The sequence below is a fragment of the Paraburkholderia sp. SIMBA_027 genome (genome assembly GCF_046535315.1).
Taxonomy (GTDB): Bacteria; Pseudomonadota; Gammaproteobacteria; order Burkholderiales; family Burkholderiaceae; genus Paraburkholderia; species Paraburkholderia tropica.
This window is the reverse complement of the sequence record NZ_JAWRWY010000006.1, coordinates 245,493-269,829: the sequence shown is the minus strand read 5'-3', so window position 1 is coordinate 269,829 and position 24,337 is coordinate 245,493. Positions and strand designations below refer to the sequence as shown.

At 65.3% G+C, this 24,337-nt stretch carries 21 protein-coding genes and 1 pseudogene; 8 read left to right on the top strand and 14 right to left on the bottom strand.

The window, feature by feature from the left end; genetic code table 11:
* Nucleotides 1–86: 86 nt before the first annotated feature.
* Nucleotides 87–1,130, bottom strand: coding sequence for a rod shape-determining protein (locus SB764_RS13860; RefSeq protein WP_004189550.1), 1,044 nt, complete (start codon nt 1,128–1,130; stop codon nt 87–89).
* Nucleotides 1,131–1,507: 377 nt separating this feature from the next.
* Here SB764_RS13860 and gatC point away from each other — a divergent pair, with 377 nt between their 5' ends.
* The 5 genes from gatC (at nt 1,508) to SB764_RS13835 (ending at nt 6,822) form a co-directional block, all read left to right on the top strand.
* Nucleotides 1,508–1,807: an Asp-tRNA(Asn)/Glu-tRNA(Gln) amidotransferase subunit GatC gene (gene gatC / locus SB764_RS13855; protein WP_065061845.1), complete on the top strand. Its 300-nt coding sequence runs from the start codon at nt 1,508–1,510 to the stop codon at nt 1,805–1,807.
* Nucleotides 1,808–1,989: 182 nt separating this feature from the next.
* On the top strand, nt 1,990–3,480 hold the full coding sequence (gene gatA, locus SB764_RS13850; protein WP_065061847.1) for an Asp-tRNA(Asn)/Glu-tRNA(Gln) amidotransferase subunit GatA: 1,491 nt from the start codon (nt 1,990–1,992) through the stop codon (nt 3,478–3,480).
* Nucleotides 3,481–3,483: 3 nt separating this feature from the next.
* A complete protein-coding gene (gene gatB, locus SB764_RS13845) occupies nt 3,484–4,959 on the top strand; it encodes an Asp-tRNA(Asn)/Glu-tRNA(Gln) amidotransferase subunit GatB (protein ID WP_110325265.1) in 1,476 nt (491 codons plus the stop codon).
* Between the two features lie 141 nt (nt 4,960–5,100).
* Complete coding sequence (locus SB764_RS13840; protein ID WP_074982927.1) at nt 5,101–5,943, top strand: PPK2 family polyphosphate kinase; 843 nt, start codon at nt 5,101–5,103, stop codon at nt 5,941–5,943.
* Nucleotides 5,944–6,042: 99 nt separating this feature from the next.
* Nucleotides 6,043–6,822: an exodeoxyribonuclease III gene (locus SB764_RS13835; protein ID WP_065061851.1), complete on the top strand. Its 780-nt coding sequence runs from the start codon at nt 6,043–6,045 to the stop codon at nt 6,820–6,822.
* Nucleotides 6,823–6,925: 103 nt separating this feature from the next.
* On the opposite strand, the gene SB764_RS13830 is transcribed toward SB764_RS13835, so the two are convergent.
* From SB764_RS13830 to argB, 8 genes are all read right to left on the bottom strand, one after another.
* Complete coding sequence (locus SB764_RS13830) at nt 6,926–8,101, bottom strand: M48 family metallopeptidase (RefSeq protein WP_234774572.1); 1,176 nt, start codon at nt 8,099–8,101, stop codon at nt 6,926–6,928.
* Nucleotides 8,098–9,594, bottom strand: a complete 1,497-nt coding sequence (locus SB764_RS13825; RefSeq protein ID WP_410863807.1) for an AmpG family muropeptide MFS transporter — start codon at nt 9,592–9,594, stop codon at nt 8,098–8,100. Before SB764_RS13825 ends, SB764_RS13830 begins: the two co-directional genes overlap by 4 nt.
* 68 nt (nt 9,595–9,662) lie before the next feature.
* Nucleotides 9,663–10,271 carry a methionine biosynthesis protein MetW gene (gene metW / locus SB764_RS13820; protein ID WP_065061855.1) on the bottom strand — a complete coding sequence of 203 codons (609 nt, stop codon included), beginning with the start codon at nt 10,269–10,271 and terminating at the stop codon, nt 9,663–9,665.
* Nucleotides 10,268–11,413 carry a homoserine O-succinyltransferase MetX gene (locus tag SB764_RS13815; RefSeq protein ID WP_065061857.1) on the bottom strand — a complete coding sequence of 382 codons (1,146 nt, stop codon included), beginning with the start codon at nt 11,411–11,413 and terminating at the stop codon, nt 10,268–10,270. The genes metW and SB764_RS13815 overlap by 4 nt, the downstream gene beginning before the upstream one ends.
* Before the next feature lie 305 nt (nt 11,414–11,718).
* Complete coding sequence (locus SB764_RS13810; RefSeq protein ID WP_065061859.1) at nt 11,719–12,312, bottom strand: HdeD family acid-resistance protein; 594 nt, start codon at nt 12,310–12,312, stop codon at nt 11,719–11,721.
* 103 nt (nt 12,313–12,415) lie between these two features.
* Entirely contained in the window at nt 12,416–13,102 is a 687-nt protein-coding gene (gene slmA / locus SB764_RS13805; RefSeq protein ID WP_410863805.1) for a nucleoid occlusion factor SlmA, read from the bottom strand.
* A gap of 196 nt (nt 13,103–13,298) precedes the next feature.
* The gene (locus SB764_RS13800) at nt 13,299–14,090 is read right to left on the bottom strand and encodes a pyrimidine 5'-nucleotidase (protein ID WP_410863803.1); all 792 of its coding nucleotides are present in this window, start codon (nt 14,088–14,090) and stop codon (nt 13,299–13,301) included.
* 51 nt (nt 14,091–14,141) lie between these two features.
* Nucleotides 14,142–15,041: an acetylglutamate kinase gene (argB, locus tag SB764_RS13795; protein WP_065061865.1), complete on the bottom strand. Its 900-nt coding sequence runs from the start codon at nt 15,039–15,041 to the stop codon at nt 14,142–14,144.
* Nucleotides 15,042–15,430: 389 nt separating this feature from the next.
* Here argB and SB764_RS13790 point away from each other — a divergent pair, with 389 nt between their 5' ends.
* The gene (locus SB764_RS13790) at nt 15,431–15,694 is read left to right on the top strand and encodes a cysteine-rich CWC family protein (RefSeq protein WP_124260916.1); all 264 of its coding nucleotides are present in this window, start codon (nt 15,431–15,433) and stop codon (nt 15,692–15,694) included.
* A 56-nt stretch (nt 15,695–15,750) separates the two neighbouring features.
* On the opposite strand, the gene SB764_RS13785 is transcribed toward SB764_RS13790, so the two are convergent.
* Nucleotides 15,751–17,415 carry a hypothetical protein gene (locus tag SB764_RS13785; protein WP_410863801.1) on the bottom strand — a complete coding sequence of 555 codons (1,665 nt, stop codon included), beginning with the start codon at nt 17,413–17,415 and terminating at the stop codon, nt 15,751–15,753.
* A gap of 131 nt (nt 17,416–17,546) precedes the next feature.
* Here SB764_RS13785 and SB764_RS13780 point away from each other — a divergent pair.
* Both SB764_RS13780 and SB764_RS13775 read left to right on the top strand, forming a co-directional pair.
* Nucleotides 17,547–18,881 (top strand): annotated as a pseudogene (locus SB764_RS13780) (ATP-binding protein); the annotation flags it as partial.
* 157 nt (nt 18,882–19,038) lie between these two features.
* On the top strand, nt 19,039–19,581 hold the full coding sequence (locus SB764_RS13775) for a response regulator transcription factor (RefSeq protein WP_065061871.1): 543 nt from the start codon (nt 19,039–19,041) through the stop codon (nt 19,579–19,581).
* 69 nt (nt 19,582–19,650) lie between these two features.
* On the opposite strand, the gene hslU is transcribed toward SB764_RS13775, so the two are convergent.
* The 4 genes from hslU to SB764_RS13755 form a co-directional block, all read right to left on the bottom strand.
* Nucleotides 19,651–21,009, bottom strand: a complete 1,359-nt coding sequence (gene hslU / locus SB764_RS13770) for an ATP-dependent protease ATPase subunit HslU (protein WP_065061873.1) — start codon at nt 21,007–21,009, stop codon at nt 19,651–19,653.
* Between the two features lie 35 nt (nt 21,010–21,044).
* Nucleotides 21,045–21,581: an ATP-dependent protease subunit HslV gene (gene hslV, locus SB764_RS13765; protein ID WP_065061875.1), complete on the bottom strand. Its 537-nt coding sequence runs from the start codon at nt 21,579–21,581 to the stop codon at nt 21,045–21,047.
* 360 nt (nt 21,582–21,941) lie between these two features.
* Nucleotides 21,942–22,361, bottom strand: coding sequence for an RNA polymerase-binding protein DksA (dksA, locus tag SB764_RS13760; protein WP_065061877.1), 420 nt, complete (start codon nt 22,359–22,361; stop codon nt 21,942–21,944).
* A 648-nt stretch (nt 22,362–23,009) separates the two neighbouring features.
* Entirely contained in the window at nt 23,010–24,116 is a 1,107-nt protein-coding gene (locus SB764_RS13755) for a CobW family GTP-binding protein (RefSeq protein ID WP_173816885.1), read from the bottom strand.
* Nucleotides 24,117–24,337 lie beyond the last annotated feature (221 nt).

The following is a 24,337-nucleotide window of genomic DNA, read 5'->3' as shown; positions in this document are numbered from 1 at the left end:
CAGATGTGACACCACATTCAGCGCCAGGTTCCAGAGCTGGGGCGCCGGATTGCAAATGCACCGTTGCGCCCGCAGCGAAGGGCTGCTTACTCGTACGAGAAGATGCTGCCGAGCTTGTCCATGCGCTCGAGCGCCATGCCCGAACCGCGCACGACGCAGGTGAGCGGATCTTCCGCCACCAGCACCGGCAGACCGGTTTCTTCGGCCAGCAGGCGGTCGAGGTCGCGCAGCAGTGCGCCGCCGCCCGTGAGCATCATGCCGCGTTCGGCGATGTCGGCGCCCAGTTCCGGCGGCGTTTGTTCCAGCGCGATCTTCACCGACGAGACGATCTGGTTCAGCGGGTCGGTGAGCGCTTCGAGAATTTCGTTGCTCGAAATCGTGAAGCTGCGCGGAATGCCTTCCGACAGGTTGCGGCCCTTGACTTCCATTTCCTTGACTTCGGAACCCGGGAAGGCCGAACCGATTTCCTTCTTGATGGCTTCGGCGGTCTGCTCGCCGATCAGCATGCCGTAGTTGCGGCGGATGTAGTTGACGATGGCTTCGTCGAACTTGTCGCCGCCCACGCGCACCGAGCCCTTATAGACGATGCCGCCGAGCGAGATCACGCCCACTTCGGTCGTGCCGCCGCCGATGTCGACGACCATCGAGCCCGTGGCCTCCGACACCGGCAGGCCGGCGCCGATTGCCGCGGCCATCGGTTCTTCGATCAGGTAGACCTGCGAGGCGCCCGCACCGTGCGCGGCTTCCTTGATCGCGCGGCGCTCGACCTGGGTCGAACCGCAGGGCACGCAGATGATGATGCGCGGCGACGGCGAGAACATGCGCGATTCGTGTGCAGTCTTGATGAACTGCTTGATCATCTGCTCGGTGACGGTGAAGTCGGCGATCACGCCGTCCTTCATCGGGCGGATGGCCTCGATGTTGCCCGGCACCTTGCCGAGCATCTGCTTGGCTTCCTTGCCGACTGCCTGAATGGTCTTTTTGCCGTTCGGGCCGCCTTCCTGGCGGATGGACACGACCGAGGGTTCGTCGAGGACGATGCCCTTGCCGCGCATGTAGATCAGGGTGTTGGCGGTGCCGAGGTCGATCGCGAGATCGTTGGAGAAGTAGCTACGCAGAAAACCGAACATTCAAAAATCCTGTCTCGCTGGTGGCCGACCTGTGGAACGAGCGGGTCACGGGCGGCAGCGGAAAAAATAACAGCCTCAGGACGGGCGGAAAGTGCCGCCGCGAGGAGCCTGAAACTGCGGGAATGGTGACCGGAGGCAACCCCGTTGCGCGCCTGCTGAACGCAAATTGCTGCGATCAGGCTTGAAAGGCGGGTGCAAGGCGGTCCGGGTTTGAGTCGAACGCGTAATGATACCTTATAATTTTGCCTGTTTTGCAGGATCCGGAGGTCAGTTTTTGACCGCGTCGAAGCTTTCTTCGCTCCCCGGATCCGGCGCGATAAACCGCTGTTGCAGCACTGATTTTCTGCACTGCTTCAGCCTCATTTTCCGGTGACCGCATGGCCCTGACCCTGACCGATGTGAAGCGCATCGCGCATCTCGCGCGCCTCGAACTGGCCGAAGCCGAGGCCGGCAATACGCTCGAGCGCCTGAATAACTTCTTCGGGCTCGTCGAGCAGATGCAGGCCGTGGACACCACGGGCATCGCGCCGCTCGCGCACCCGATCGAGCAGATCGAGGACGTCGCGCTGCGCCTGCGCGAGGACGCCGTGACCGAAACCGTGGATCGCGAGGCCTTCCAGCGCCCCGCGCCCGCGGTACAGGACGGACTGTACCTCGTCCCGCGCGTGATTGAGTAAACACGCTGGCATTTACCGTTATTTTCGAAGAAATCCGAGTTATCGGACCTTAACTTCGCGGACTTTAATTTCGCGAACGGCGGCAAGACCGAACGGCCGGCGCCTCGCGCACCGGCGCGCAGCGCCCCTCGCGGCGGCGTGCGCAATTCGAAGCGCCGTCACGTTCTTCCAGGAATCACGCAATGCATGACAAAAGCTTGACCGAACTGCGCGCCGCGCTGGCTGCGAAGGAATGCTCCGCAGTCGAACTGGCCCAGCATTTTCTGGGTCGGATTGAGGCGCATCAAGACCTGAACGCGTTCGTCGACGTCAATCCCGAAGCGACGCTCGCGCAGGCCAAGGCCGCCGACGCGCTGCTGCATTCGGGCCACGCCGGCCCGCTCGCGGGCATTCCGCTCGCGCACAAGGACGTGTTCGTCACGCGCGGCTGGCGCTCGACGGCCGGCTCGAAGATGCTTGCAAACTATGTGAGCCCGTTCGATGCGACCGTGGTCGAGCGCCTCGGGCGCGCGGGCATGGTGACGCTCGGCAAGACCAATATGGACGAATTCGCGATGGGCTCGTCCAACGAGAACTCGCACTTCGGCGCGGTGAAAAACCCGTGGGACAAGAATGCGGTGCCGGGCGGCTCGTCGGGCGGTTCGGCCGCCGCCGTGGCCGCGCGCCTCGCGCCCGCCGCAACGGGCACCGACACGGGCGGCTCGATCCGTCAGCCCGCGTCGTTCTCGGGCATCACCGGCATCAAGCCCACGTACGGCCGCGTGTCGCGCTACGGCATGATCGCGTTCGCCTCGTCGCTCGACCAGGGCGGCCCGATGGCGCAGAGCGCCGCCGACTGCGCGCTCCTGCTCAACGCGATGGCCGGTTTCGACGAGCGCGATTCCACGAGCCTTACGCGCGACGACGAAGACTACACGCGCCATCTGGGTGAGCAGTGGGGCGCGAACGCGAGCGCCGACAAGCCGCTCGCGGGTCTGCGCATCGGTCTGCCGAAGGAATACTTCGGCGCGGGCCTCGCCGACGACGTGCGCGCCGCCATCGACGCCGCGCTCAAGACTTACGAGTCGCTCGGCGCGACGCTCGTCGAAGTCACGCTGCCCAAGACCGAGTTATCGATTCCCGTCTATTACGTGATCGCGCCGGCGGAAGCCTCCTCGAACCTCTCGCGTTTCGACGGCGTGCGCTTCGGCCATCGCGCCGACCAGTACACCGATCTGCTCGACATGTACAAGAAGTCGCGCGCGGAAGGTTTCGGCCCCGAAGTGAAGCGACGCATTCTGGTCGGCACCTACGTGCTTTCTCACGGCTACTACGACGCGTACTACCTGCAGGCGCAGAAAATCCGACGCATCATCGCGCAGGATTTCCAGCAAGCGTTCAAGCAGTGCGACGTCATCATGGGCCCGGTCGCGCCGAGCGTGGCATGGGACATCGGCGCGAAGGGCGACGATCCCCTGCAGATGTACCTCGCGGACATCTACACGCTGTCGACCAGCCTCGCGGGCCTGCCCGGCATGAGCGTGCCGTGCGGCTTCGGCGCGGGCGCGAACGCGCAACGTCCGGTCGGTCTGCAGATCGTCGGCAACTATTTCAACGAGGCCCGCATGCTGCAGGTCGCCGACGCTTTCCAGCGCGCGACCGACTGGCATCGCAAGGCGCCGGCAGGGGTGTAAAGCATGAGCACGCAATGGGAAGTCGTTATCGGTCTTGAGACGCACGCGCAGCTGTCGACGGTCTCCAAGATCTTCTCGGGCGCATCGACGCAATTCGGCGCGGCGCCCAACACGCAGGCCTGCCCCGTCGATCTCGCGCTGCCGGGCGTGCTGCCGGTGATGAACCGCGGCGCCGTCGAGCGCGCGATCCAGTTCGGTCTCGCGATCGGCTCGACGATCGCGCCGCGCAGCATCTTCGCGCGCAAGAACTACTTCTACCCGGATCTGCCGAAGGGCTATCAGATCAGCCAGTACGAGATTCCGGTCGTGCAGGGCGGCCAGATCACGATCCAGGTGCCCGCCAATGAAAAGGCCGGCAAGGAAGCGTACGAAAAAACCGTCAACCTGACGCGTGCGCATCTGGAAGAAGACGCGGGCAAGTCGCTGCACGAAGACTTCGCGGGCATGACGGGCATCGACCTGAACCGCGCGGGCACGCCGCTGCTCGAAATCGTCACGGAACCTGAAATGCGCAGCGCGGCGGAAGCCGTGGCCTACGCGAAGGCGCTGCACACGCTCGTCGTGTGGCTCGGCATCTGCGACGGCAACATGCAGGAAGGCTCGTTCCGTTGCGACGCGAACGTCTCGGTGCGTCCGGTCGGTCAGAAAGAGTTCGGCACGCGTGCGGAAATCAAGAACCTGAACTCGTTCCGCTTCCTCGAAGAAGCCATCCAGTACGAAGTGCGACGTCAGATCGAGCTGATCGAAGACGGCGGCACGGTGGTGCAGGAAACGCGTCTCTACGATCCGGACAAGCGCGAAACGCGCTCGATGCGCAGCAAGGAAGACGCGCACGATTACCGCTATTTCCCGGATCCCGACCTGATGCCGCTCGTGATCGACGCGGCGTGGGTCGAGCGCGTGAAGGGCGAAATGCCGGAGCTGCCCGAGTCGATGCAGGCGCGCTTCGTCGAGCAGTACGGTCTGACCGCGTACGACGCGAACGTGCTGACGTCGAGCAAGGCGATGGCCGCGTACTTCGAGGCCGTGGTCGCGAAGGCCGGCGCCGCGCAGGCGAAGGCCGCCGCGAACTGGCTGATGGGCGAAGTCTCGTCGCAGCTGAACCGCGAAGACCTGGAGATCGGCGCGTCGCCGGTGTCGGCGGCGCAACTCGCGCTGCTGCTCGCGCGTATCGCCGACGGCACGATCTCGAACAAGATCGCCAAGGAAGTGTTCCAGGCGATGTGGGACGAGAAGGCCGCCGACGAAGGCGCGGCCGACCGCATCATCGAAGCGAAGGGTCTCAAGCAGATTTCGGATACCGGCGCGCTCGAAGCGATCATCGACGAGGTGCTCGCCGCGAACCCGAAGTCGGTCGAGGAATTCCGCGCAGGCAAGGAAAAGGCGTTCAACGCGCTGATCGGCCAGGCGATGAAGGCCACGAAGGGCAAGGCCAATCCGCAACAGGTCAACGAGTTGCTCAAGAAGAAGCTCGGCTGACCGGCTTGCAGACGGGCGGCTGAAACGCGGGCGCATGGGCGAAGTCGACATCGCCCTGCGCCCGTCCTCGTTTTCGACGCTGCGCTTTGCGCGGCGCTGGCATGCAGCAGCGGTTACCCCGAACCAGGAGGAGAGCAGAGCATGACGAAGTCCCCGTCCCCGAGTCTCGACGATTACCGCGTGCCGCTATTCGGCGACAAGAAAGCCGGCAAGTTTGCGTTGGCTGACGTCGATCCGTCCGCCAAGCCGTTTTCCACCGGCAGCAAGGACGGCGACCGCGACCATCTCACGGAAGTCGGCCAGAAGATCGATGTGCAGCAGGAACGCCTGCACGCGCAGCGTCACGACCGCGTGCTGCTGGTTCTGCAGGGCATGGACACGAGCGGCAAGGACGGCACGATTCGCGGCGTGTTCCACGAAGTCGATCCACTCGGCCTGCGCATCGTGGCGTTTCGCGCGCCCACGCCCATCGAGGCGTCGCGCGACTTTCTCTGGCGCGTGCATATGCAGGTGCCGGGGGCGGGCGAGCTGGCCGTCTTCAACCGCAGCCATTACGAAGACGTCCTGGTGCCGCGCGTGCTGGGCCAGATCGACGCGGCCGAGTGCGAGCGCCGCTATGCGCAGATCCGCGACTTCGAGCGCATGCTTGCCGAGACCGGCACGACCATCATCAAGTGCATGCTGCACATCTCGAAGGACGAGCAGAAGCGCCGCATCCAGGCGCGGATCGACGATCCCACGAAACACTGGAAGTTCGATGTGTCCGACCTCGAAGCGCGCAAGCAGTGGGACGCGTATCAGCTTGCCTATCAGGACGCGCTCGCGGCCACGTCGACCGACTACGCGCCGTGGTACGTGATTCCCGCCGACTCGAAAACGCATCGCAACGTCATGGTGGCCGAGCTGCTGCTGCGTCTGATGGACGGACTCAAGCTCGAATTTCCGCCCGCCAAACCGGAACTCAATGGCATGAAGATCGAGTGACGCTTCGAGTGAAGACTCGATGAGCGCCTCGCTTCACGCCGCTCGCGCGCGCCGCGCCGCCGCGAGCTCCCTGAAACGCAAACCACAAGGAAACACAACATGCTGCGTGTGATCACCGCGAACCTCAACGGCATCCGTTCGGCGGCGAAGAAGGGCTTCTTCGAATGGTTCGGCGACCAGAAAGCCGACGTGCTCTGCGTGCAGGAAATCAAGTGCTCGCAGGACGACATGACGCCCGAATTCCTCGCGCCGCACGACTTCAAGGGCTACTTCCAGCACGCGGTGAAGAAGGGTTATAGCGGCGCGGGCGTCTACACGCGTCACGAGCCGGACGACGTGATCATCGGCTTCGGCAGCGAGGAATTCGATGCCGAAGGCCGCTACGTCGAAGTGCGTTTCGGCAATCTGTCGGTCATTTCGGTGTACGTGCCGTCGGGTTCGAGCGGCGAAGAGCGTCAGGCCGCGAAGTATCGCTTCATGGACGCGTTCATGCCGCATCTGGCCGAACTCAAGCGCGAGCGCGAAGTGGTGCTGTGCGGCGACGTGAACATCGTCCACAAGGAAATCGACATCAAGAACTGGAAGGGCAATCAGAAGAATTCCGGCTGCCTGCCCGAAGAGCGCGCGTGGCTCACGCAACTGTTCGACGACGTCGGTTACGTGGACGTGTTCCGCACGATCGATCAGCGCCCCGAGCAGTACACGTGGTGGAGCAACCGCGGCCAGGCTTACGCGAAGAACGTGGGTTGGCGTATCGATTACCAGATCGCCACGCCGGGCATCGCGGCGACGGCGAAAGACGTATCGGTGTTCAAGGACATCAAGTTCAGCGACCACGCGCCGCTGACGATCGACTACGACTGGAAGATGAAGAAGTAAGGTCGATCCACGCAATTCCACGCAATTCGCAGGCAGAAAAATGGGCGCTCGGGCGCCCATTTTTTTCGTGCTTCGTTCGCGATCCGGCGCCGCGCGCCGTGCTTCAGGGCGACGCCACCACCTTGCGCTTTTGCACGGCCGGCATGCCCTCGTAGTCGGGCAACTGCGCGAGCGGCTTGCCGATCGCTTTCGCGTAGAGCGGCATCATGTCGGCGAGACGCTTGGCGATGTCGGCGCGCCGCGCGGGCGTGTACGGATGCACGTAGATGAAGCCCTGATCGCGATCGGCGCGCGTGGCCATCGCGAGCTTGTCCCAGAGCGTGAGCGCGGCGCGCGGATCGAAGCCCGCGCGCGCGGCGATATCGCTGCCGATCACGTCGGCTTCGGTTTCGTCGGCGCGGCCATAGTGCATCTCCACGAGCCGCGAGCCGATGCCGAGCGGGAACATGCCGAGATCGGCGAGACCGAACAGTTGCGGCACCGCGCCCGATTCGATCTGCGCGGCCTGCTGTTCGCCGAGACGCTCGCGCACGTGCTCGCGCACCGCATGCGCGATCTCGTGGCCGAGCAGCATGCCGAGTTCGTTGTCGTTGAGCTTCACGCGGTCGAGCAGGCCGCCGTAGACGACGATCTTGCCGCCCGGCAGGCAATACATGCGGATATCGGGCGAGCGCACCACGGCCACTTCCCACTTCCACGATTTCACGCGGTCGCTCCACTTGAGCGCGTAGGGCGCGAGCTTGTCGACGAGCTGGCGCACGCGCTGCACGTGCGGATCGCTATCGGGATAGAGGCGGTTCGAATGCGCCGCGCCGCGCACGATCTCGTTGTATTCCGCGGTGGCCTGGGCTTCGAGCATCGGCGACGGAATCAGGCTGCGGAACACGGCGATATTGCCGAAGCGCACCACGCGGCCGGTGCTCGGGCCGCTGCTTTGCACGCCGGTTTGCGCACTGCCGGAGATGGCGTTCGGCGCGGCGCTGCCCGATGCGCCGCTGGACGCGGCGCCCGTCGGGGCGCTCGACTCGGTGGCGGGCGTGGACGTGGCGCCGGCCGGGTTGGCGGCCGGATTTTCCGTGGCGTGCGCGATCTGGCCGACACCCGCCTGCAGCGTGGCGGCGAGCGTCAGCGCGAGCGCGCGCAACGCGGTGCGAAGCGGCGGACGAGCGGGCGTGCCTTTGCGCGGACGTTGCCGACCCGCCGCGCCGCCCGCATCGCTTCCCTCCGGACGGCGTCGCGTCGAACGGAAAGCGAAAACTGCTGGCTGAGGCGGGGTCACGACCGGTTTCTCCACGGGGCGATACGAATGAGCAGGAGCATACCCGGTACGGCGAGCAGCGTGCAGACGACGAAGTAATCGAACCAGCCAATTTTAGCGACGACATAACCGCTCGCGGCGGACGCGAGCGTGCGCGGAATCGAGGCGAGGCTCGTGAACAGCGCGAACTGCGTGGCGGTGTAGCGCGGATCGGTGGTGCTGGCGATATAGGCGGTGAACGCGGCGAGCGTGAGGCCGGTCGCGAAGGTCTCGAAGCCGTAGACGAGCGCGAGCGCCACCGCGCGCGGATCGAGCGTGAGCTGCGTGTGCGCGCCGAACACGCTCGCGATCTGCGTGACGCCGTGGCTCACTGCGAGCACGACGTCGTAGATCGCAGCGAGCGACGGCGAGCCCGGTCCGAGCTGCGCGAGCCACGCGAAGCCGAGCGTCGAAATCATCTGCAGGAAACCGAAGATCCACAAGCCGCGCCCGATGCCGATCTTCACCAGCGCGATGCCGCCGAGAATGCCGCCCGCGAGACTCGCGCCGAACGCGGTCATCTTGGCGATCACGCCGATCTCGGTGCGCGAATAGCCGATGTCGAGAAAGAACGACGTCGAGAGCGTGGTCGCCATCGTGTCGCCGAGCTTGTAAAGGAAGATGAACGCGAGCACGAACAGCGCGGCGGCGAGGCCGTCGCGGTTCACGAATTCGGCGAACGGCTGCACGATGGCTTCGCGCAGATTCTTCGGCGGCGCGCCGTGAATCTCCGGCTCCGTCACGACGAGCGAGAGGATCATGCCGGGAATCATGAACGCCGCCGTGACGACGAACACCGTGCTCCACGGCAGGTGATCGGAGAGGATCAGCGCGAGCGAGCCGGGCACGAGCGCCGCGATCTTGTACGCGTTCACGTGGACCGCGTTGCCCAGACCCTGTTCGGTGTCCTTGAGCAGTTCGCGCCGGTAGGCGTCGACCGAAATGTCCTGGCTCGCGCCGAAGAACGCCACCAGCGCGGTGAGTGCGGCAACGGTCCAGATCGACTCTTTCGGGGAGACGAAACCGAGCGCGGCGATCGCGCCCGCCACGAGTATCTGCGTGACCAGCATCCAGCCGCGGCGGCGTCCGGGCTTCCAGCCCGGCAGACGCGGCACGTAGCGGTCCATCAGCGGCGCCCAGACGAATTTCCAGGTATAGGGAAACTGGATCAGCGCGAAGAGGCCGATTTCCTTGAGATTGACGCCCTCGGAGCGCAGCCACGCCTGCACCAGATAGACGAGCGTGAAGAGCGGCAGCCCCGAGGTGAAGCCCAGAAACACGCAGATCAGCATGTGCGTGTTCAGGTACGCGCGCCAGCCCGGATGGTCTTCGTGAGCCGACAGGTCGTGCGCGTCGTGAGCGCCAACGTCGTGCGTGTCGTGCGTGTCGTGCGCGTCGGGCGCGTCGGGCGCGTCGGGCGCGTGGCGCGCCTCGTGTGCGTCCTGCTTGGTGGCCTCTTGGGGCGGATTCGGCATGTCGTCGGGCGGCGGCGCGTGTGTATCGAGATGAATTCGGCGAGAAACGCGCGGCGCCGGTCCCGGCGTCAGCGTTTCTTCACGCGATAGACCGCAAGACTACCACGCCAGTTCACACCCCAACGCACGGTCTGGCCCCCATGCAGCACGGCGCGATCGAGAATTTCGATGCCGACTTCGGGCGCGAGCGCCTCGAAATCCTTCACCGTGAGCACGCGCACGTTCGGCGTGTTGTGCCATTGGTAGGGCAGCGACTTCGAGACCGGCATGCGACCGCGCAGGACCGAAAGCCGGTGCGGCCAGTAACCGAAATTCGGGAACGAGACGATGCATTCCTTGCCCACGCGCGCCGTCTCGCGCAGGATCGCGGCGGTCTGGTGAATCGTCTGCAGCGTCTGCGAAAGAATCGCGAAATCGAAACTCGCGTCTTCGAACAGGCGCAAGCCGTCTTCCAGATTCTGCTGGATCACGTTGATGCCGTTCTTCGTCGAGGCGAGCACGCCCGCGTCGTTGATCTCGATGCCGTAGCCCGTGCATTCGAGCTCTTCGGAGAGCAGCGAAAGCAGCGCGCCGTCGCCGCAGCCGAGGTCGAGCACCTTCGAGCGCGGTTCGATCCAGCGCGCGATGGTGCGAAAGTCGGGACGGGCGGAAAGACTGTCGAAAGCGCTCTGGTTCATGCGCCCACCTCAGCAGCAATGCGTTCGTAATAGGCGCGCACCACGTTGTGATAGCGCGCGTCGTCGAGCAGGAAGGCGTCGTGGCCGTGCGGCGCGTCGATTTCCGCGTAGGTCACCTGACGATTGTGATCGAGCAGCGCCTTCACGAGTTCGCGCGAGCGCGCGGGCGCGAAACGCCAGTCGGTCGAAAAGCTCGCCACGAAATATTTCGCTTTCGTGTGCGCGAGCGCGCGGGTCAGGTCGCCGTCGAAGGTGCGGGCGGGATCGAAGTAATCGAGCGCGCGCGTGATCAGCAGATAGGTGTTGGCGTCGAAGTAGTCGGCGAACTTGTCGCCCTGGTAGCGCAGATACGACTCCACTTCGAACTCCACGTCGAAGTTGAAGTTGTACTCGTTCTGCGCGCCCTCGGCGCGGCGCAGCGCGCGGCCGAATTTTTCGGCCATGTCGTCGTCGGAGAGATAGGTGATGTGCCCGATCATGCGCGCGACGCGCAGGCCGCGCTTCGGCTTCACGTCGTGCGCGTAGTAGTCGCCGCCGTGGAAGTCCGGGTCCGAGAGAATCGACGAGCGCGCCACTTCGTTGAACGCGATGTTCTGCGCGGAGAGCTTGGGCGTGGAGGCGATCACCAGACAGTGGCCGAGGCGGTCCGGATAGCGCAGGCTCCAGGCCAGCGCCTGCATGCCGCCGAGGCTGCCGCCCATCACCGCCGCGAACTTCTCGATGCCGAAGCGATCGGCCACGCGCGCCTGCGCGTCGACCCAGTCTTCGACGGTCACGACGGGAAATTTCGCGCCCCAGGGCTTGCCGGTGGCGGGATCGATGCTCATCGGGCCGGTCGAGCCGAAGCACGAGCCCAGATTGTTCACGCCGATCACGAAGAAGCGGTTGGTGTCGAGCGGCTTGCCCGGCCCGACCATGTTGTCCCACCAGCCGACGTCTTTGGGGTTGTCCGCGTAGACGCCCGCGACGTGGTGCGACGCATTGAGCGCGTGACAGACGAGCACCGCGTTGCTGCGTGCGGCATTGAGCGTGCCGTAGGTTTCGACCACGAGGTCGTACCCGGCCAGCGCCGTGCCGTTCTGCAGTTGCAGAGGCTCGTCGAAATGCAGTGTTTGAGGAGCGACGATGCCGATCGATTCCATTCGTTCCGCCTGTGTTTTTCGGGCGGCTAAACGGTGTCGGCGAGCGCGGAGTGCGAAGGAGTTGGCGCAGCTGACGACCTCTTTAGCCGCATTTATATCGAACTCCGGGCCCATGCCGTGGGAGTTCACGCGCCCGCAATCGAGTCAGCAAATCGGCGCGTGGGTGAAGCAAGTGAAGGCAGAGTATAGCGGAAAACGCCGGCGTCAATGCGGCGGACGGGTTGTCGCTGGAGCGGCGCGCGGGCGGGCGGCGTGCGATGCCGCCCGCCCTTACGACGCTGTACCAGCGCAACCCCAACGCAGGCTCAGACGCCGTTCGGATGCGTGTTGCGCCAGCGCCGCAGCCCGAAGGCGGCGACGATCATCAGGATGCCGTAGAGCACGGCGTAGGCGGCGATCACCCAGATCAGCGAGAGCGCGCCCGCACCCGGAAACATGACGATGAAGAAGCCCACGGCGGCGGAGAGCAGGCCCGAGAGGCCGACCGCCCACGGATGCGCGATCGCGCGGCGGTACTGGAATGCGTAGATGATTTCGAAGACGCCGACCGCGAGCGCCCAGAAGCCGATGATCATCACCAGCACGATGGCCGTCTCGCCGGGCCAGAAGAGCGCCACGAGACCCGCGATCACGCCGATCAGCCCGACCACGACGTAGGTCCAGCGCCGCGTGCCGCCGCCGCGCGCGCCGTAGAGCAGCGCGAACGCGCCGTCGACGATCGCATAGGCGCCCCAGACGATGGCGAGCGTGATGACGGTGAAGCCGGGCCACATGAAGGCGAGCACGCCGAACACGATGGCGGCGATGCCGCGCGCGAGCAGCCAGCCCCAGTGCGCGGACAGGCCCGCGAGGATGGACAGGGCGGCGGGAGGAATGGGACGGGTGTCGGGACGGTTCATGCGTTCTTCTCCTTACGGGCGGAAACGAAGCGCACGGCCGCGACAGGCGACAAGACGCGCCGAACGTGCCGCAAAACAGGCGGAAAGAGCGGGCGCGGCCGCGCTACTGAAGAATCACGCGAATCTGCTCGTCGGCGTGCTCGCTGGGCGAGCGTGTGAAGCCGCTTTGCGCGTAACGGTGCCAGCAGCCGATCACGTAGCGCACCACCAGATTCGCGCGCACCGCCGGATCGTAACCTTTTGGCGCGGCCCCTGCGCCGGGGTTGGCCGACGCGCTCTCCGCGAGTTCGGCGATGCCCACGCGCAGGCACTGGCGCAGCGTGGCCTCGATGCGGTCGAGCATCTGGTTCACGCGTTCGGCGAGGCGCTCGTGCTCGCCCACCAGCGCTTCGCAGGTCAGCACGCGCGTCATGCCGGCGTTTTTCGCCGAAAACTGGACCAGCATCAAGGCAATGGCGCGCGCCTGCAAAACGCCGCTCGGCTCCTTCGCGACGATCTGGTTCACGAGCGCGAACAGCGTCTGCTCGATGAAGTCGATCAGCCCTTCGTACATCTGCGCCTTGCTCGCGAAATGGCGATACAGCGCCGCTTCGGAGACGCCCAGCTTCGCGGCGAGCGCGGCGGTGGTGATCTTCTCGCCGCGCGGCGCTTCCAGCATGGCGGCGAGCGTCTGGAGAATGTGCACGCGGCGCTCGCCCGGCTTCGGACGGCTGGCGCGGCGCGGCGGTGCGTCGGCTGAGTCCGGTGATTCTGCTGCTACGACTGCGTCACGCGTTTCGGTCGGCTGCATGAATGTCGCCCCTGAGTCCGGATCGCGGCCCGCGGCGAGTCCGCCGGGCCGTCGAATCTTGCGGTGTGGTGTGCGTCCGGATGCGCGCTGGCGTCAGCGCCGGCTCCGGATTCGTGTGCTGCGTGCTGCGTGCTGCATGACGCGCCCGTGGTCCGTCGGGCGCGGCGCGGTCGGCGTTCGCTGTTGGCGTTCGCGGTCAGTCTGTTACGTGCCGATACGTGCCGGTGACGCTGCGCGGTGGCTTGCGCGATTGGCCCCGCAGTTGCCCTGTCCGCAGTCCGCGTCCCAGCGATTTTAGCGAACGAATGCGATGGTCGACATAGTGAGGCCGCCCGCCGCGCGCGAGCGCTGCGGGAAGGTGGCCGGTGATCCACACCGTCTGGATGCCGAGGCGGCGGTAGCGCTTCAGATGCCCGCGCGTGTCCTCGACGAGAATCGCGTCCTCGAAGGCCACGCCGATGTCGCGCAGCGTCTTGCGCAGCATCGACGCATCGGGCTTGGCGCGCCAGCGCTCGCGCGTGCGCATGTGCTCGATGGCCAGCACGCGCTCGAAGATCCGCTCGATGCCGAGCGCGTCGAGCACCGCGTGGGCGTACTCGGTCGGACCGTTGGTCAGCACGATCTTGCGGCCGGGCAGCGCGCGCAGGATGCGCGCGAGGCCGCGCTCCGCGTGCAGCATGGCGCTCAGATCGTCGAAGGTGTGGACGACCTTGAGGAAATCGTGCGGATCGATGGCGTGGTGGCGCAGCAGGCCGAGCAGCGCCGCGCCGTAGCGGTGCGTGTAGCTCGTGCGCAGATGGTTCGCGACGTCGCGGCTCACGCCCAGCGAGTCGATGATGTACTGCGTCATGCCGCGGTTGATGGCCGGAAAGACCGCGCGCGACGCGCCGTGCAGCGTGTTGTCGAGGTCGAACAGCCAGACGGGGCGGTGTGCGGCGCGCGTCGGCCGCCGCCTGGGCGACCTGGACTGCGGGCGATTCACGTTCATGGGGGAGACAGCGTTGGCGGCGCGCGAGGCGCCGCCAACGCAGAGGGGGCGTCAGTGGGAGCGGATCATCGTGCCGAACGGCTGTTCGGTCAGGATTTCCAGCAGCACCGAGTGCTCGATGCGGCCGTCGATGATGTGCACCGAGCGCACGCCGCTCTTGGCCGCGTCGAGCGCCGACGAGATCTTCGGCAGCATGCCGCCGGAAATCGTGCCGTCTTCAAACAGCGCATCGATCTCGCGCGCCGAAAGATCGGTCAGTAGAGTGCCCGACTTGTCCATCACGCCGGGGATGTTCGTCATCATGACGAGCTTCTCGGCGTTGAGCACGACCGCGAGCTTGCCCGCCACGAGGTCGGCGTTGATGTTGTACGACAGACCGTCTTCGCCGAAGCCGATCGGCGAAATGACCGGAATGAACGCGTCGTCCTGGAGCGCCTTCACGACGGCCGGGTTGATCGCCTCGACCTCGCCCACCTGGCCGATGTCGATGTACTGACCGGGGTTGTCGCGGTCCGGCATCATCAGCTTGCGCGCGTGGATCAGGCCGCCGTCCTTGCCGGTCAGGCCGACCGCGTGGCCGCCGAAATGGTTGATCAGCGTGACGATGTCCTGCTGCACCTCGCCGCCGAGCACCCACTCGACGACTTCCATGGTTTCTTCATCCGTGACGCGCATGCCCTGGATGAAGGTGCCTTGCTTGCCGATCTTTTTCAGCGCCGTGTCGATCTGCGGGCCGCCGCCGTGCACGATGACCGGGTTGATGCCCACGAGCTTCAGCAGGATCACGTCGCGCGCGAAGCCTTGCTTGAGCCGCTCTTCGGTCATGGCGTTGCCGCCGTATTTGATGACCACGGTCTTACCGTGGTACTGACGGATGTAGGGCAGCGCTTCGGCCAGAATTTCGGCTTTCAGGGTGGGCGCGATCTGCGTGAGGTCGAGAGGCTCGGACATGGCGGCGGAGACTGGACAGAAAACGGGACAAAAACGAGACGAAAAGCGCGAAGAATCCGGCGAAACCGGCCGCGCGGGTCTGTGCGGGTCAAACAGGCCGAATTGTACAGGACTGGCGCGGCGCAACAGGGTTTGCGACCGGGTTTTAGAGAAGGCGCCGTTGCAGTGTGGCAGGCTTACAGCCGCGCTCGTAATTTTGGGAAAATGCACTAATTCATCGTCGATATCGGGAAATTTATTCCTTTGAGCGGCGATGTCGCGGTGGGGAATGGGCGGCGGACAGTCCGCGATGCGTTGTCTGGAACCAACGGGCCGCGCGGCTGCCCGGACGCGCGCCGCGCTGTGGCATCATTTCCCTACCGCCGACGCCGGCACACGAGGAGCGCGCCATGACCGCCTCCAGGCCCCACGCCGCCACGCAGTCCGCGACTCGGGACACCTCTTCGGACACGACCCGCAGCGTCCGCTGTCCGCGCTGCGGCAACCGCTTCGACTGCGGCCGCCACGCCGAGCCGTTCGACTGCTGGTGCAAGTCGCTGCCCGCGCTGCCCGCGAGCCAGCTCGATCCGCGCGGCCGCTGTCTGTGTCCCGAATGTCTCGCCGCCGCGGTCGCCGCGGGGCAGACGCCGTCAGGAAGCTCGCCGGGCCGTTGACGCCGTGCGCCGGCTCGTCGAACCGGGCCAAATCGAGCCTCTGAATGGACCCCGGCCTAAGCGAGCGCCTCGCGATGCGCTCGCGCGAGCCCGGCCAGATCGGCGCTGACGGCGTCGAGCACGGGCTGCCAGTCGCGGAACTGCTTCTGCCGATACAGCGTGGTGTTCGGATACCACGGGCTGTCACGGCGATCGAGCTGCCAGACCCAATGCGGATTCACGTCGAGCAGCAGCCACGCGCGCTTGCCGAGCGCGCCCGCCAGATGCGCCGCCGACGTACACACCGAAATCACCAGATCGAGTCCGTCGACGAAGGCGGCGGTGTCGTCGAAGTCCGGCCATTCGGCGCTGTAATCGGCGATCTCGAAGCCCGCCGCGCGCGCCGCGTCGACATCGGCTTGCGCGCCCGGCTGCAGCGAGTAGAACGCCACGTCGGCGTGCATGCCCGCGAACGCCTGCGCGAAGCGCTCCAGCCCGACGCGCCGGAACGGATTGCGTTGATGCGTGAGGCTGCCGGTCCAGGCGAGGCCGACTTTCAGGCGGCGCTCGCCGGCATCGTCGGCGAGCCGCTTGCGCCAGTAAGCGGCGCGCGCCGGATCGGGCGCGAGATAGGCGGCGGGGCCGGGAATGGTGTCGTCGCGCGTCTCGAAGAGGAACGGCAGGCTCAGCAGCGACACCTCGCAGTCATACGGCGGCAGCGCTTCGACCGGACCGCCCGCGCAATAGAGATCGCAGTGGGCGCCGAGGCTGCGCGAGAGCAGCGCGCCCATCTGCGGAAACGAATTCCAGACCAGTTTGCCGCCTTCGCGATGCACGCGTTCGGCGAGCATCGGCACGTAGCGGGCGAATTGCAGCAGGTCGCCCATGCCCTGTTCGCCCCACAGCAGCAGCGTGCGCCCGGCGAGCGGTTCGCCGCGCCATTGCGGTTTCGGAAACGCGGGCCGTCCCGCCGCGAGTTCGCGCGAACCTTGCCAGCGCAGTTCGTGTCCGGCCCAGCCTTCGGCATACCCGCCGCGCACGAGCCGCAGAATCGCCAGATTGAAACGCGACGAAGCCCCGTTGGGCGCATACTCGCAGGCGGCGCGCGCCATGCGTTCCGCTTCGTCCCAGTCTTGCGCTTCCTTGCACACCATCGCGTAGTTGTTGAGCGCGAGCGGGTCGTGCGGCGCGAGCGCGACGGCCCGCCGGGCTGCGTCATGAGGTCGCGCAAGATCGATGTCGGTCGGACGCAGCAACGCGAGGTTGACCCATGCCCGACTGTCGTTCGGATCGGCCGCAACGGCTTCTTCGAGAAGCCAATCGATCTCGCTTCTCTCAGAATTGATAAGCATCAAAGAGATTGCAAGATTGTTGCGAAGATTTGGAAACGTTTGGTCGATTGCAAGCGCGCGGCGGTATGGTTCGACGGCATCGGCATGACGATTCGCGAATTGCAGGGCCAGTCCGGCGGCGAACTGCGCCGCCGCGCGAGCGGGTGCGAGACGGGCCGCGGCCAGCGCAATCCGCAGCGCGGCGTGGGCTTTGGCGGGATCCTTCACCTCGGCGGCGATGCCGACCAGCGCGTCGTCGCCGAGCGCGAGCAGCGTGGCGCGCGTATTGGTTAGCAGTGCAATGGCTTCTCTGGAAGCCGTCTGTTCCGGGTCCGCCCGCACGGCGGCATCGACGAAATCGAGGAAGAGATTCCTTACCGGCTGAAGCGGATCGTGAGTATCCGTTTGCATGTTTTATTGGCCTTAGATGATTAACGCGGCTTCAGGCAAATCTATTTCGAGCAGATTCGACTATGAGCAATATTCAAACAAAGCTGCTCAGGTTAAGGAATCGGACAAGTACGAACAGGTAAACTGACAGCATGCATCGAATAACCGTCAGTGCTCGCGTCAATCTCAGCCATCTGTTCTGGCTGCGCAGTCTCGCCATCATCGGCCAGCTCTGCACGATTGCGTTCGTGCAATTTTTCTTCGGCGTGCAATTGCCGCTGCCTGCCATGCTGTTCGTGATCGCCCTCGAAGTGGCGTTCAACGGCGTCACCTGGCTGCGCGTCACGCAGGATCGTCCCGAATCCAATCTCGAACTGTTCGGCCAGATCTGGGTCGACCTCGGCGCGCTCTCGGCGCTGCTGTTTCTGTCGGGCGGCACGACCAATCCGTTCGTCTCGCTCTATCTGCCTTCGCTCGCCATCGCGGCGGCCGTGCTGCCCTGGTATCTCACGGCGTGGCTCGCGTGCTTCGCGGTCGCCTGCTACGTGCTGCTCGGCTTCGACAACGTTCCCCTCAATCTCGACAACCCGTCGAACCTGTTCGATTACTACCGCGCCGGCACGTGGGTGAACTTCATGGTGAGCGTGGCGCTCATCGTCTGGTTCGTCGCGCGGATGTCGCGCGCGTTGCGCCAGCGCGAATACGCGCTCGCCGACGCGCAGCAGCGTCTCCTGCGCGACGAACGCGCGGTCGCGCTCGGCGTGCAGGCGGCCACGGTCGCGCACGAGATCGGCACGCCGCTCTCCACCATTTCCATGCTGACCGAAGAGCTGCGCGACATCGCGCGCACCGACCAGGGCCTCGCGCCCTACGGCGCCGACCTCGAACTGCTCGACAAGCAGATCACGCTCTGTACCTCGGCGCTCGCGCGCCTGCGCAGCCGCGCCTCGTCGGCGGGCAGCCGTCAGTTCGTGGGCGAATGGCTCGGGCCGTTCGTCGAGCAATGGCGGCTGCGCCATCCGCACGTGAAGTTCGAGCTGCAGGGCGAACCGCCCGCCGACCTGAGCCTCGACGACACCGTTGCGGTCGGCCAGATCCTCACCATTCTGCTCGACAACGCCGCGCGCGCGAGCCGCGACTTCGTTTCGCTGCGCGCGTATCCGTCGCCGCGCCTGAACGACTTTATCGATTTTGAAGTCTGCGACGCGGGGCCGGGCATTCCGGCTTCACTGCGCGCCTCGCTGGGCGCCGCGCCCGTTGACAGCACACAGGGCGGTCACGGCGTCGGGCTCTATCTGGCGTTTTCGTCGGCGGCGCGGCTGGGCGGTTCGATCGAACTGACCGACGCGACGACGGCGGGCGCGGCGTCCGAGGGCGGCGCGTCCGAAGGGAGCAGTGGAGGAGTCGCAGCGAGTGCTGCGGCCGCGGTGGGCGGCGGCACGCGCGCGCGCAAGGCGCGCGGCACGCGTGCGGTGCTGCGGGTGCCTGTGAAAACGGGCGGCCCGGCACAGGCGCCGGCATCGCCGGGCGAGACGGACCAGGTTGCGGGCTCGCGCGATGGCGCGGCGGCCAAGGGTCCGGATATTGAATCAGGCGAGGGGCCGGCCCGGCCCGACGCGGCCTAAACAACACGGAGAAAGTGGCATGAGCGATATGAATTTTCTGGTGATCGACGACGACGAAGTCTTCTCCGACATCCTGACGCGCGGTCTCACGCGACGCGGTTATCAGGTCCAGCAGGCGCACAACGCCGACGAGGCGGTGCGTTTCGCCAACCAGCAGAAGTTTGCGCAAATCACCGTCGACCTGCATCTGGGCAACGACTCGGGCCTGTCGCTGATCGCGCCGCTGCGCGACCTGCAGCCCGACGCACGCATGCTGGTGCTCACGGGTTACGCGAGCATCGCCACGGCGGTGCAGGCGGTGAAAGACGGCGCGGACAACTATCTGGCCAAGCCCGCGAACGTCGAAATGATTCTCTCGGCACTGCAAAGCGACGCGAGCGCGCTGCAAGCCGAAGCGGCCATCGAGCATCCCACGCCGCTGTCGGTTGCGCGCCTCGAATGGGAGCACATCCAGCGCGTGCTGGCCGAGCACGGCGGCAACATCTCCGCCACGGCGCGCGCGCTCAACATGCACCGCCGCACGCTGCAACGCAAGCTCGCGAAGCGCCCGGTCAAGCAGTAAGCGTCACGGCGCAGCCATGAAAAAAGCCCTGCATCGCAGGGCTTTTTTCGTTGGCGAGACGCTTGAAGGTCAGAGCACGTAGCGCGACAGATCTTCGTCCTGCGCCACTTCGCCGAGCGCCTTGTCGACGTAGGCGGCGTCCACCGTCACGCTCTGGCCCGCGTGGTTGCCGGCCGCGAACGACACGTCTTCCAGCAGCTTTTCGATGACCGTATAGAGGCGGCGCGCGCCGATGTTTTCGGTCTTCTCGTTGACCGAGTAGGCGATTTCCGCGAGGCGGCGAATGCCGTCTTCCGCGAAGTCGAGCTGCACGTCTTCGGTCGCGAGCAGCGCCTGATACTGCTTCACGAGGCTGGCGTCGGTCGAGACGAGAATCGCTTCGAAGTCCTTCACGGACAGCGATTCCAGTTCCACGCGAATCGGGAAACGGCCCTGCAATTCGGGGATCAAATCGCTCGGCTTCGACAGATGGAACGCACCGCTCGCGATGAACAGGATGTGATCGGTCTTGATCATCCCGTACTTCGTGTTGATGGTGGTGCCTTCCACGAGCGGCAGCAGATCGCGCTGCACGCCCTGGCGCGAGACTTCGCCGCCACCGCTGCCTTCGTTGTTGCGCGAGGCGATCTTGTCGATTTCGTCGAGGAACACGATGCCGTTCTGCTCGACGTTCTGCACGGCCTTCTGCTTGACCTCTTCGTCGTTGAGCATCTTGGCCGCTTCTTCGTCGGTGATCAGCTTGAGCGCTTCCTTGACCTTCACCTTGCGGCGCGTTTTCTTGCCGCCGCCGAGGTTGGCGAACATCGAACGGATCTGCTCGGTCATGTCTTCCATGCCCGGCGGCCCCATGATGTCCATGCCCGCTTGCGGCATCTCGACGTCGAGTTCGATTTCCTTGTCGTCGAGCTGGCCTTCGCGCAGGCGCTTGCGGAAGGTCTGGCGCGTGGCGTTGTCGCCGCCGTCGGCCGGCGCCGACGCCGACGCATCCGACGAACCGAAGCCGACCGGGCGCGCGCTCGGCAGCAGGATGTCGAGAATGCGGTCTTCGGCCTGATCGGTGGCCTTGCTGCGCACCTTGCGCATTTCCGTTTCGCGCGTCTGCTTCACGGCGATTTCGATCAGGTCGCGCACGATGCTGTCGACGTCGCGGCCCACGTAGCCCACTTCGGTGAACTTGGTGGCTTCGATCTTGATGAAGGGCGCGTCGGCGAGCTTCGCCAGACGGCGCGCGATTTCGGTCTTGCCGACGCCCGTCGGCCCGATCATGAGAATGTTCTTCGGCGTGATTTCCTGGCGCAGCGGGTCGGCGACCTGCTGGCGGCGCCAGCGGTTGCGCAGCGCGACGGCCACGGCCTTCTTCGCTTTCGCCTGGCCGATGATGTGCTTGTCGAGTTCCGAGACGATCTCGGCGGGGGTCATGGTGCTCATCCTGATTCCTTCTCGTCGGTTCGGTCTGGGTACGCTTACTCGATCGTCTCGATCACGCGGTTGTGATTCGTATAGATACACATGTCGCCGGCGATTTCGAGCGACTTTTCGACGATCTCGCGCGGCGAGAGGTCGGTGTTCTGCATGAGCGCGCGGGCCGCGGCCTGCGCATACGCACCGCCCGAACCGATGGCGCAGATGCCTTCTTCGGGATCGAGCACGTCGCCGTTGCCGGTGATGACGAGCGTGGTGCTGGCGTCGGCGGCGATCAGCATCGCTTCGAGACGACGCAGCATGCGGTCGGTGCGCCAGTCCTTCGCGAGCTCGACGGCCGCGCGGGTGAGATTGCCTTGATGCTTTTCGAGCTTGGCTTCGAAGCGGTCGAGCAGCGAGAACGCGTCGGCGGTGCCGCCGGCGAAGCCGACCATGACCTTGCCTCCGTAGATGCGCCGCACCTTCTTCGCGCCACCCTTCATGACGATGTTGCCGAGGGTGACCTGACCGTCGCCGCCGAGGGCGACCTTGTCGCCGCGTCGCACCGATACGATGGTCGTGCCGTGATATTGCTCCATGTGCGTTCCTTTTTACCGTTGATGCCAGCGTGTTGCGTGGACTTCGCGCGGCGGCATGTGCGCCGCGCTTGCGGATCCGGTGACGCGCCGTACGCGGCGCGAGGCGCGCGAGCGGGCGTGTCGGTAGAAGTTTAGGGCGGCAGCGGGCAGTTCAAGGTCTGACAGCGCAGAAAAGCCGTGTCGGCATGCGATCCGGCGTGGCGCTCAGGTCGTTCGCGAGGCGCGAAGCAATGAGGGAGGGAACGGGAAAGCGCAGGCGGGAAGGAAGCGAAACGCAAATGAAAAAGCGCACGGGACTCCGTGCGCTTCGAAAGAAGGCAGTCGATCCGGCACGCGCCGCGCGGCGCCGCCGGCGGCCAATCAGTCGCCGAACAGCTTCTGGCGCAGTTCGCGGCGCTCTTGCGCTTCGAGCGAGAGCGTGGCGGTCGGGCGCGCGAGCATACGCGGGATGCCGATCGGCTCGCCCGTTTCCTCGCACCAGCCGTAGTCGCCGGAGTCGATGCGCGCGAGCGACTGCTGCACCTTCTTCAGCAGCTTGCGCTCGCGGTCGCGCGTGCGCAGTTCGAGCGCGTGCTCTTCTTCGATCGTCGCGCGGTCGGCCGGATCGGGAACGATCACGGTTTCGCGCAGATTCTCGGTGGTCTGGCCCGCATTGCGGAGGATTTCCGCCTGCAGCTGTTCGAGCCGGTTCTTGAAGAAGGCGAGCTGATCCTCGTTCATGTAATCCTTGTCGCTCATCTTCAGGATTTCGGCTTCGGTCAAGAGTCGTTTCGTCGTCATCTGGCTTGCTTCTTCAATGAGTGAGGCAAAACTGGCACATCTTGCCTGCACTTGGGTGTTGCCCGCAGTGGCTTTGACCACGTTTGGCGCGCGCTGCTCGCGCGTCAAACTGCGCGCTGGCGGGCACGACGGTGCATTGTCGGTGACGCCTGAGCGCCGCTGCGGGGCCGAACTCCTCTGGAAACCGTTCTTCAGATGCTCCTGAGGCATATTTCGTACCGGCTGCGCGCTGCGACGCGATGCGCGGCCGGGGATGCGCGTTTTTTCCGGATAGCTTATCGAGCTATTTCCGGCGGGCGCCCTGTCTTCCAGTGGGGCCGTATTGTAACCGAACCGCAAACTCGCGCCGCAAGCGGGAAATCCCTGCGTCGGCGGCATTCGTCTGCCGGTCGATATCCAGAAAATATAACGCGCCAATCGTGAAAAAGCGATGGTCGGGTACGTTATTTGACGCTCGATGCGTGAATCGGCGCCGGAAAGGCGCTTTTGAGGCCGCCAGGAGGCGCGTTAGGCGCACTTGCGAGCGGGTTTTCGCTGGCGCCGGCCGTGAACTCGCGCGCTGTCAGGCCTTCGTTCGCCAGACGATCGTGGCGCGCACAAACAAAAACGCCCGGCGCGAAGCCGGGCGTCGCATTCAGCGCGCGTCGCTTACTTCACGAGGCAGGCGTCGAGGCCGTCGGTGATCAGGTCCTGCGGCAGTTCGATGCCGATGAACACCATCTTGCTGGTCTTCTTCTCGACCGGCAGCCACTTGGCCGCGAGGTCGCTGCCCATCATCTGGTGCACGCCCTGGAACACCACCTTGCGGTCCACGCCCTTCATGTAGAGCACGCCCTTGTAGCGCAGCAGGCGCTCGCCGTAGATCTGCAGGATGCCGCCGAGGAAGTCCTCGAGGCGGTTCGGATCGAACGGCTTGTCGCTGCGGTAGACGAACGACTTGATCTTGTCGTCGTGGTGCGCATGGTGGTGGTGATGGCCGTGGTCGTGGCCTTCGTGCGTGCACTTGCCGTGGTCGTGATCGCAATCGGCGTGGTCGCCGTGATCGTGACCGTGGCCGTGTTCATGGCCGTGATCGTGATGATCGTGCGCGTGGTCGTGCTCGTCTTCGGCGAGGAAGTCGGGATCGATTTCGAGCTTGGCGTTCAGGTTGAAGCCGCGCAGATCGAACACTTCCTTGATGTCCGCTTCGCCGAAATTCACCTCGCGCACCTGCGCCTTCGGGTTCATGTGCAGCACGCGGTGACGCAGGTCGGCGACTTCCTTCGCGTCGACGAGGTCGGCCTTCGTGATGAACAGGCGGTCGGCGAAACCGACCTGGCGCTGCACCACTTCGTGCTCGTCGAGCTGCTTGTTGCCGTGCTTGGCGTCGACCAGCGTGATGATCGCGTCGAGCAGGAATTCGTCGGCGATCTCGTTATCCATGAAGAAGGTCTGCGCGACCGGACCCGGATTCGCAAGGCCCGTGGTCTCGATCACGACGCGCTCGAAGTCGAGCTTGCCGTCGCGCTTTTGCTGCGCGAGGTCGGCGAGCACGCGCGAGAGGTCGCCGCGGATCGTGCAGCAGATGCAGCCGTTGCTCATCTGGATGATCTGCTCGTTGCTGTCCTGCACGAGAATTTCGTTGTCGATATTCTCTTCGCCGAATTCGTTCTCGATCACGGCGATCTTCATGCCGTGGTTTTCGCCGAGGATGCGCTTGAGCAGCGTGGTCTTGCCGCTGCCGAGGAAGCCGGTCAGGATGGTGACGGGAATCATGCTGTTTGCCATGCTCTTTGCCTGGTAAGTGTCTCGTATGGGCGGCGCGGCGCAAGCGCCCGCGTGCCGGAATCTCGCGGTGTTACAACATAACCAGCTATTGAAACATATCTGCGGCGAGGGCGCTGGCACGGCTTCGATTCAATGGACACGCGAAGGCGATTCGGGGTCGAATCCGCGCTTCGCATCCCGACTTCGAGTGCATAGCGATGAACAGCGCC

What these genes read in the sequence shown, in the direction of transcription:
- gatA (WP_065061847.1), top strand. Translation starts at nt 1,990, where the DNA reads ATGCATGACAAAAGCTTGACCGAACTGCGCGCCGCGCTGGCTGCGAAG.
- SB764_RS13785 (WP_410863801.1), bottom strand. Translation starts at nt 17,415, where the DNA reads ATGCAAACGGATACTCACGATCCGCTTCAGCCGGTAAGGAATCTCTTC.
- SB764_RS13775 (WP_065061871.1), top strand. Translation starts at nt 19,039, where the DNA reads ATGAGCGATATGAATTTTCTGGTGATCGACGACGACGAAGTCTTCTCC.
- SB764_RS13810 (WP_065061859.1), bottom strand. Translation starts at nt 12,312, where the DNA reads ATGAACCGTCCCGACACCCGTCCCATTCCTCCCGCCGCCCTGTCCATC.
- SB764_RS13800 (WP_410863803.1), bottom strand. Translation starts at nt 14,090, where the DNA reads ATGAACGTGAATCGCCCGCAGTCCAGGTCGCCCAGGCGGCGGCCGACG.
- argB (WP_065061865.1), bottom strand. Translation starts at nt 15,041, where the DNA reads ATGTCCGAGCCTCTCGACCTCACGCAGATCGCGCCCACCCTGAAAGCC.
- hslV (WP_065061875.1), bottom strand. Translation starts at nt 21,581, where the DNA reads ATGGAGCAATATCACGGCACGACCATCGTATCGGTGCGACGCGGCGAC.
- dksA (WP_065061877.1), bottom strand. Translation starts at nt 22,361, where the DNA reads ATGACGACGAAACGACTCTTGACCGAAGCCGAAATCCTGAAGATGAGC.
- SB764_RS13755 (WP_173816885.1), bottom strand. Translation starts at nt 24,116, where the DNA reads ATGATTCCCGTCACCATCCTGACCGGCTTCCTCGGCAGCGGCAAGACC.
- SB764_RS13835 (WP_065061851.1), top strand. Translation starts at nt 6,043, where the DNA reads ATGCTGCGTGTGATCACCGCGAACCTCAACGGCATCCGTTCGGCGGCG.
- gatC (WP_065061845.1), top strand. Translation starts at nt 1,508, where the DNA reads ATGGCCCTGACCCTGACCGATGTGAAGCGCATCGCGCATCTCGCGCGC.
- SB764_RS13825 (WP_410863807.1), bottom strand. Translation starts at nt 9,594, where the DNA reads ATGCCGAATCCGCCCCAAGAGGCCACCAAGCAGGACGCACACGAGGCG.
- SB764_RS13860 (WP_004189550.1), bottom strand. Translation starts at nt 1,130, where the DNA reads ATGTTCGGTTTTCTGCGTAGCTACTTCTCCAACGATCTCGCGATCGAC.
- hslU (WP_065061873.1), bottom strand. Translation starts at nt 21,009, where the DNA reads ATGAGCACCATGACCCCCGCCGAGATCGTCTCGGAACTCGACAAGCAC.
- slmA (WP_410863805.1), bottom strand. Translation starts at nt 13,102, where the DNA reads ATGCAGCCGACCGAAACGCGTGACGCAGTCGTAGCAGCAGAATCACCG.
- gatB (WP_110325265.1), top strand. Translation starts at nt 3,484, where the DNA reads ATGAGCACGCAATGGGAAGTCGTTATCGGTCTTGAGACGCACGCGCAG.
- SB764_RS13815 (WP_065061857.1), bottom strand. Translation starts at nt 11,413, where the DNA reads ATGGAATCGATCGGCATCGTCGCTCCTCAAACACTGCATTTCGACGAG.
- SB764_RS13840 (WP_074982927.1), top strand. Translation starts at nt 5,101, where the DNA reads ATGACGAAGTCCCCGTCCCCGAGTCTCGACGATTACCGCGTGCCGCTA.
- SB764_RS13790 (WP_124260916.1), top strand. Translation starts at nt 15,431, where the DNA reads ATGACCGCCTCCAGGCCCCACGCCGCCACGCAGTCCGCGACTCGGGAC.
- metW (WP_065061855.1), bottom strand. Translation starts at nt 10,271, where the DNA reads ATGAACCAGAGCGCTTTCGACAGTCTTTCCGCCCGTCCCGACTTTCGC.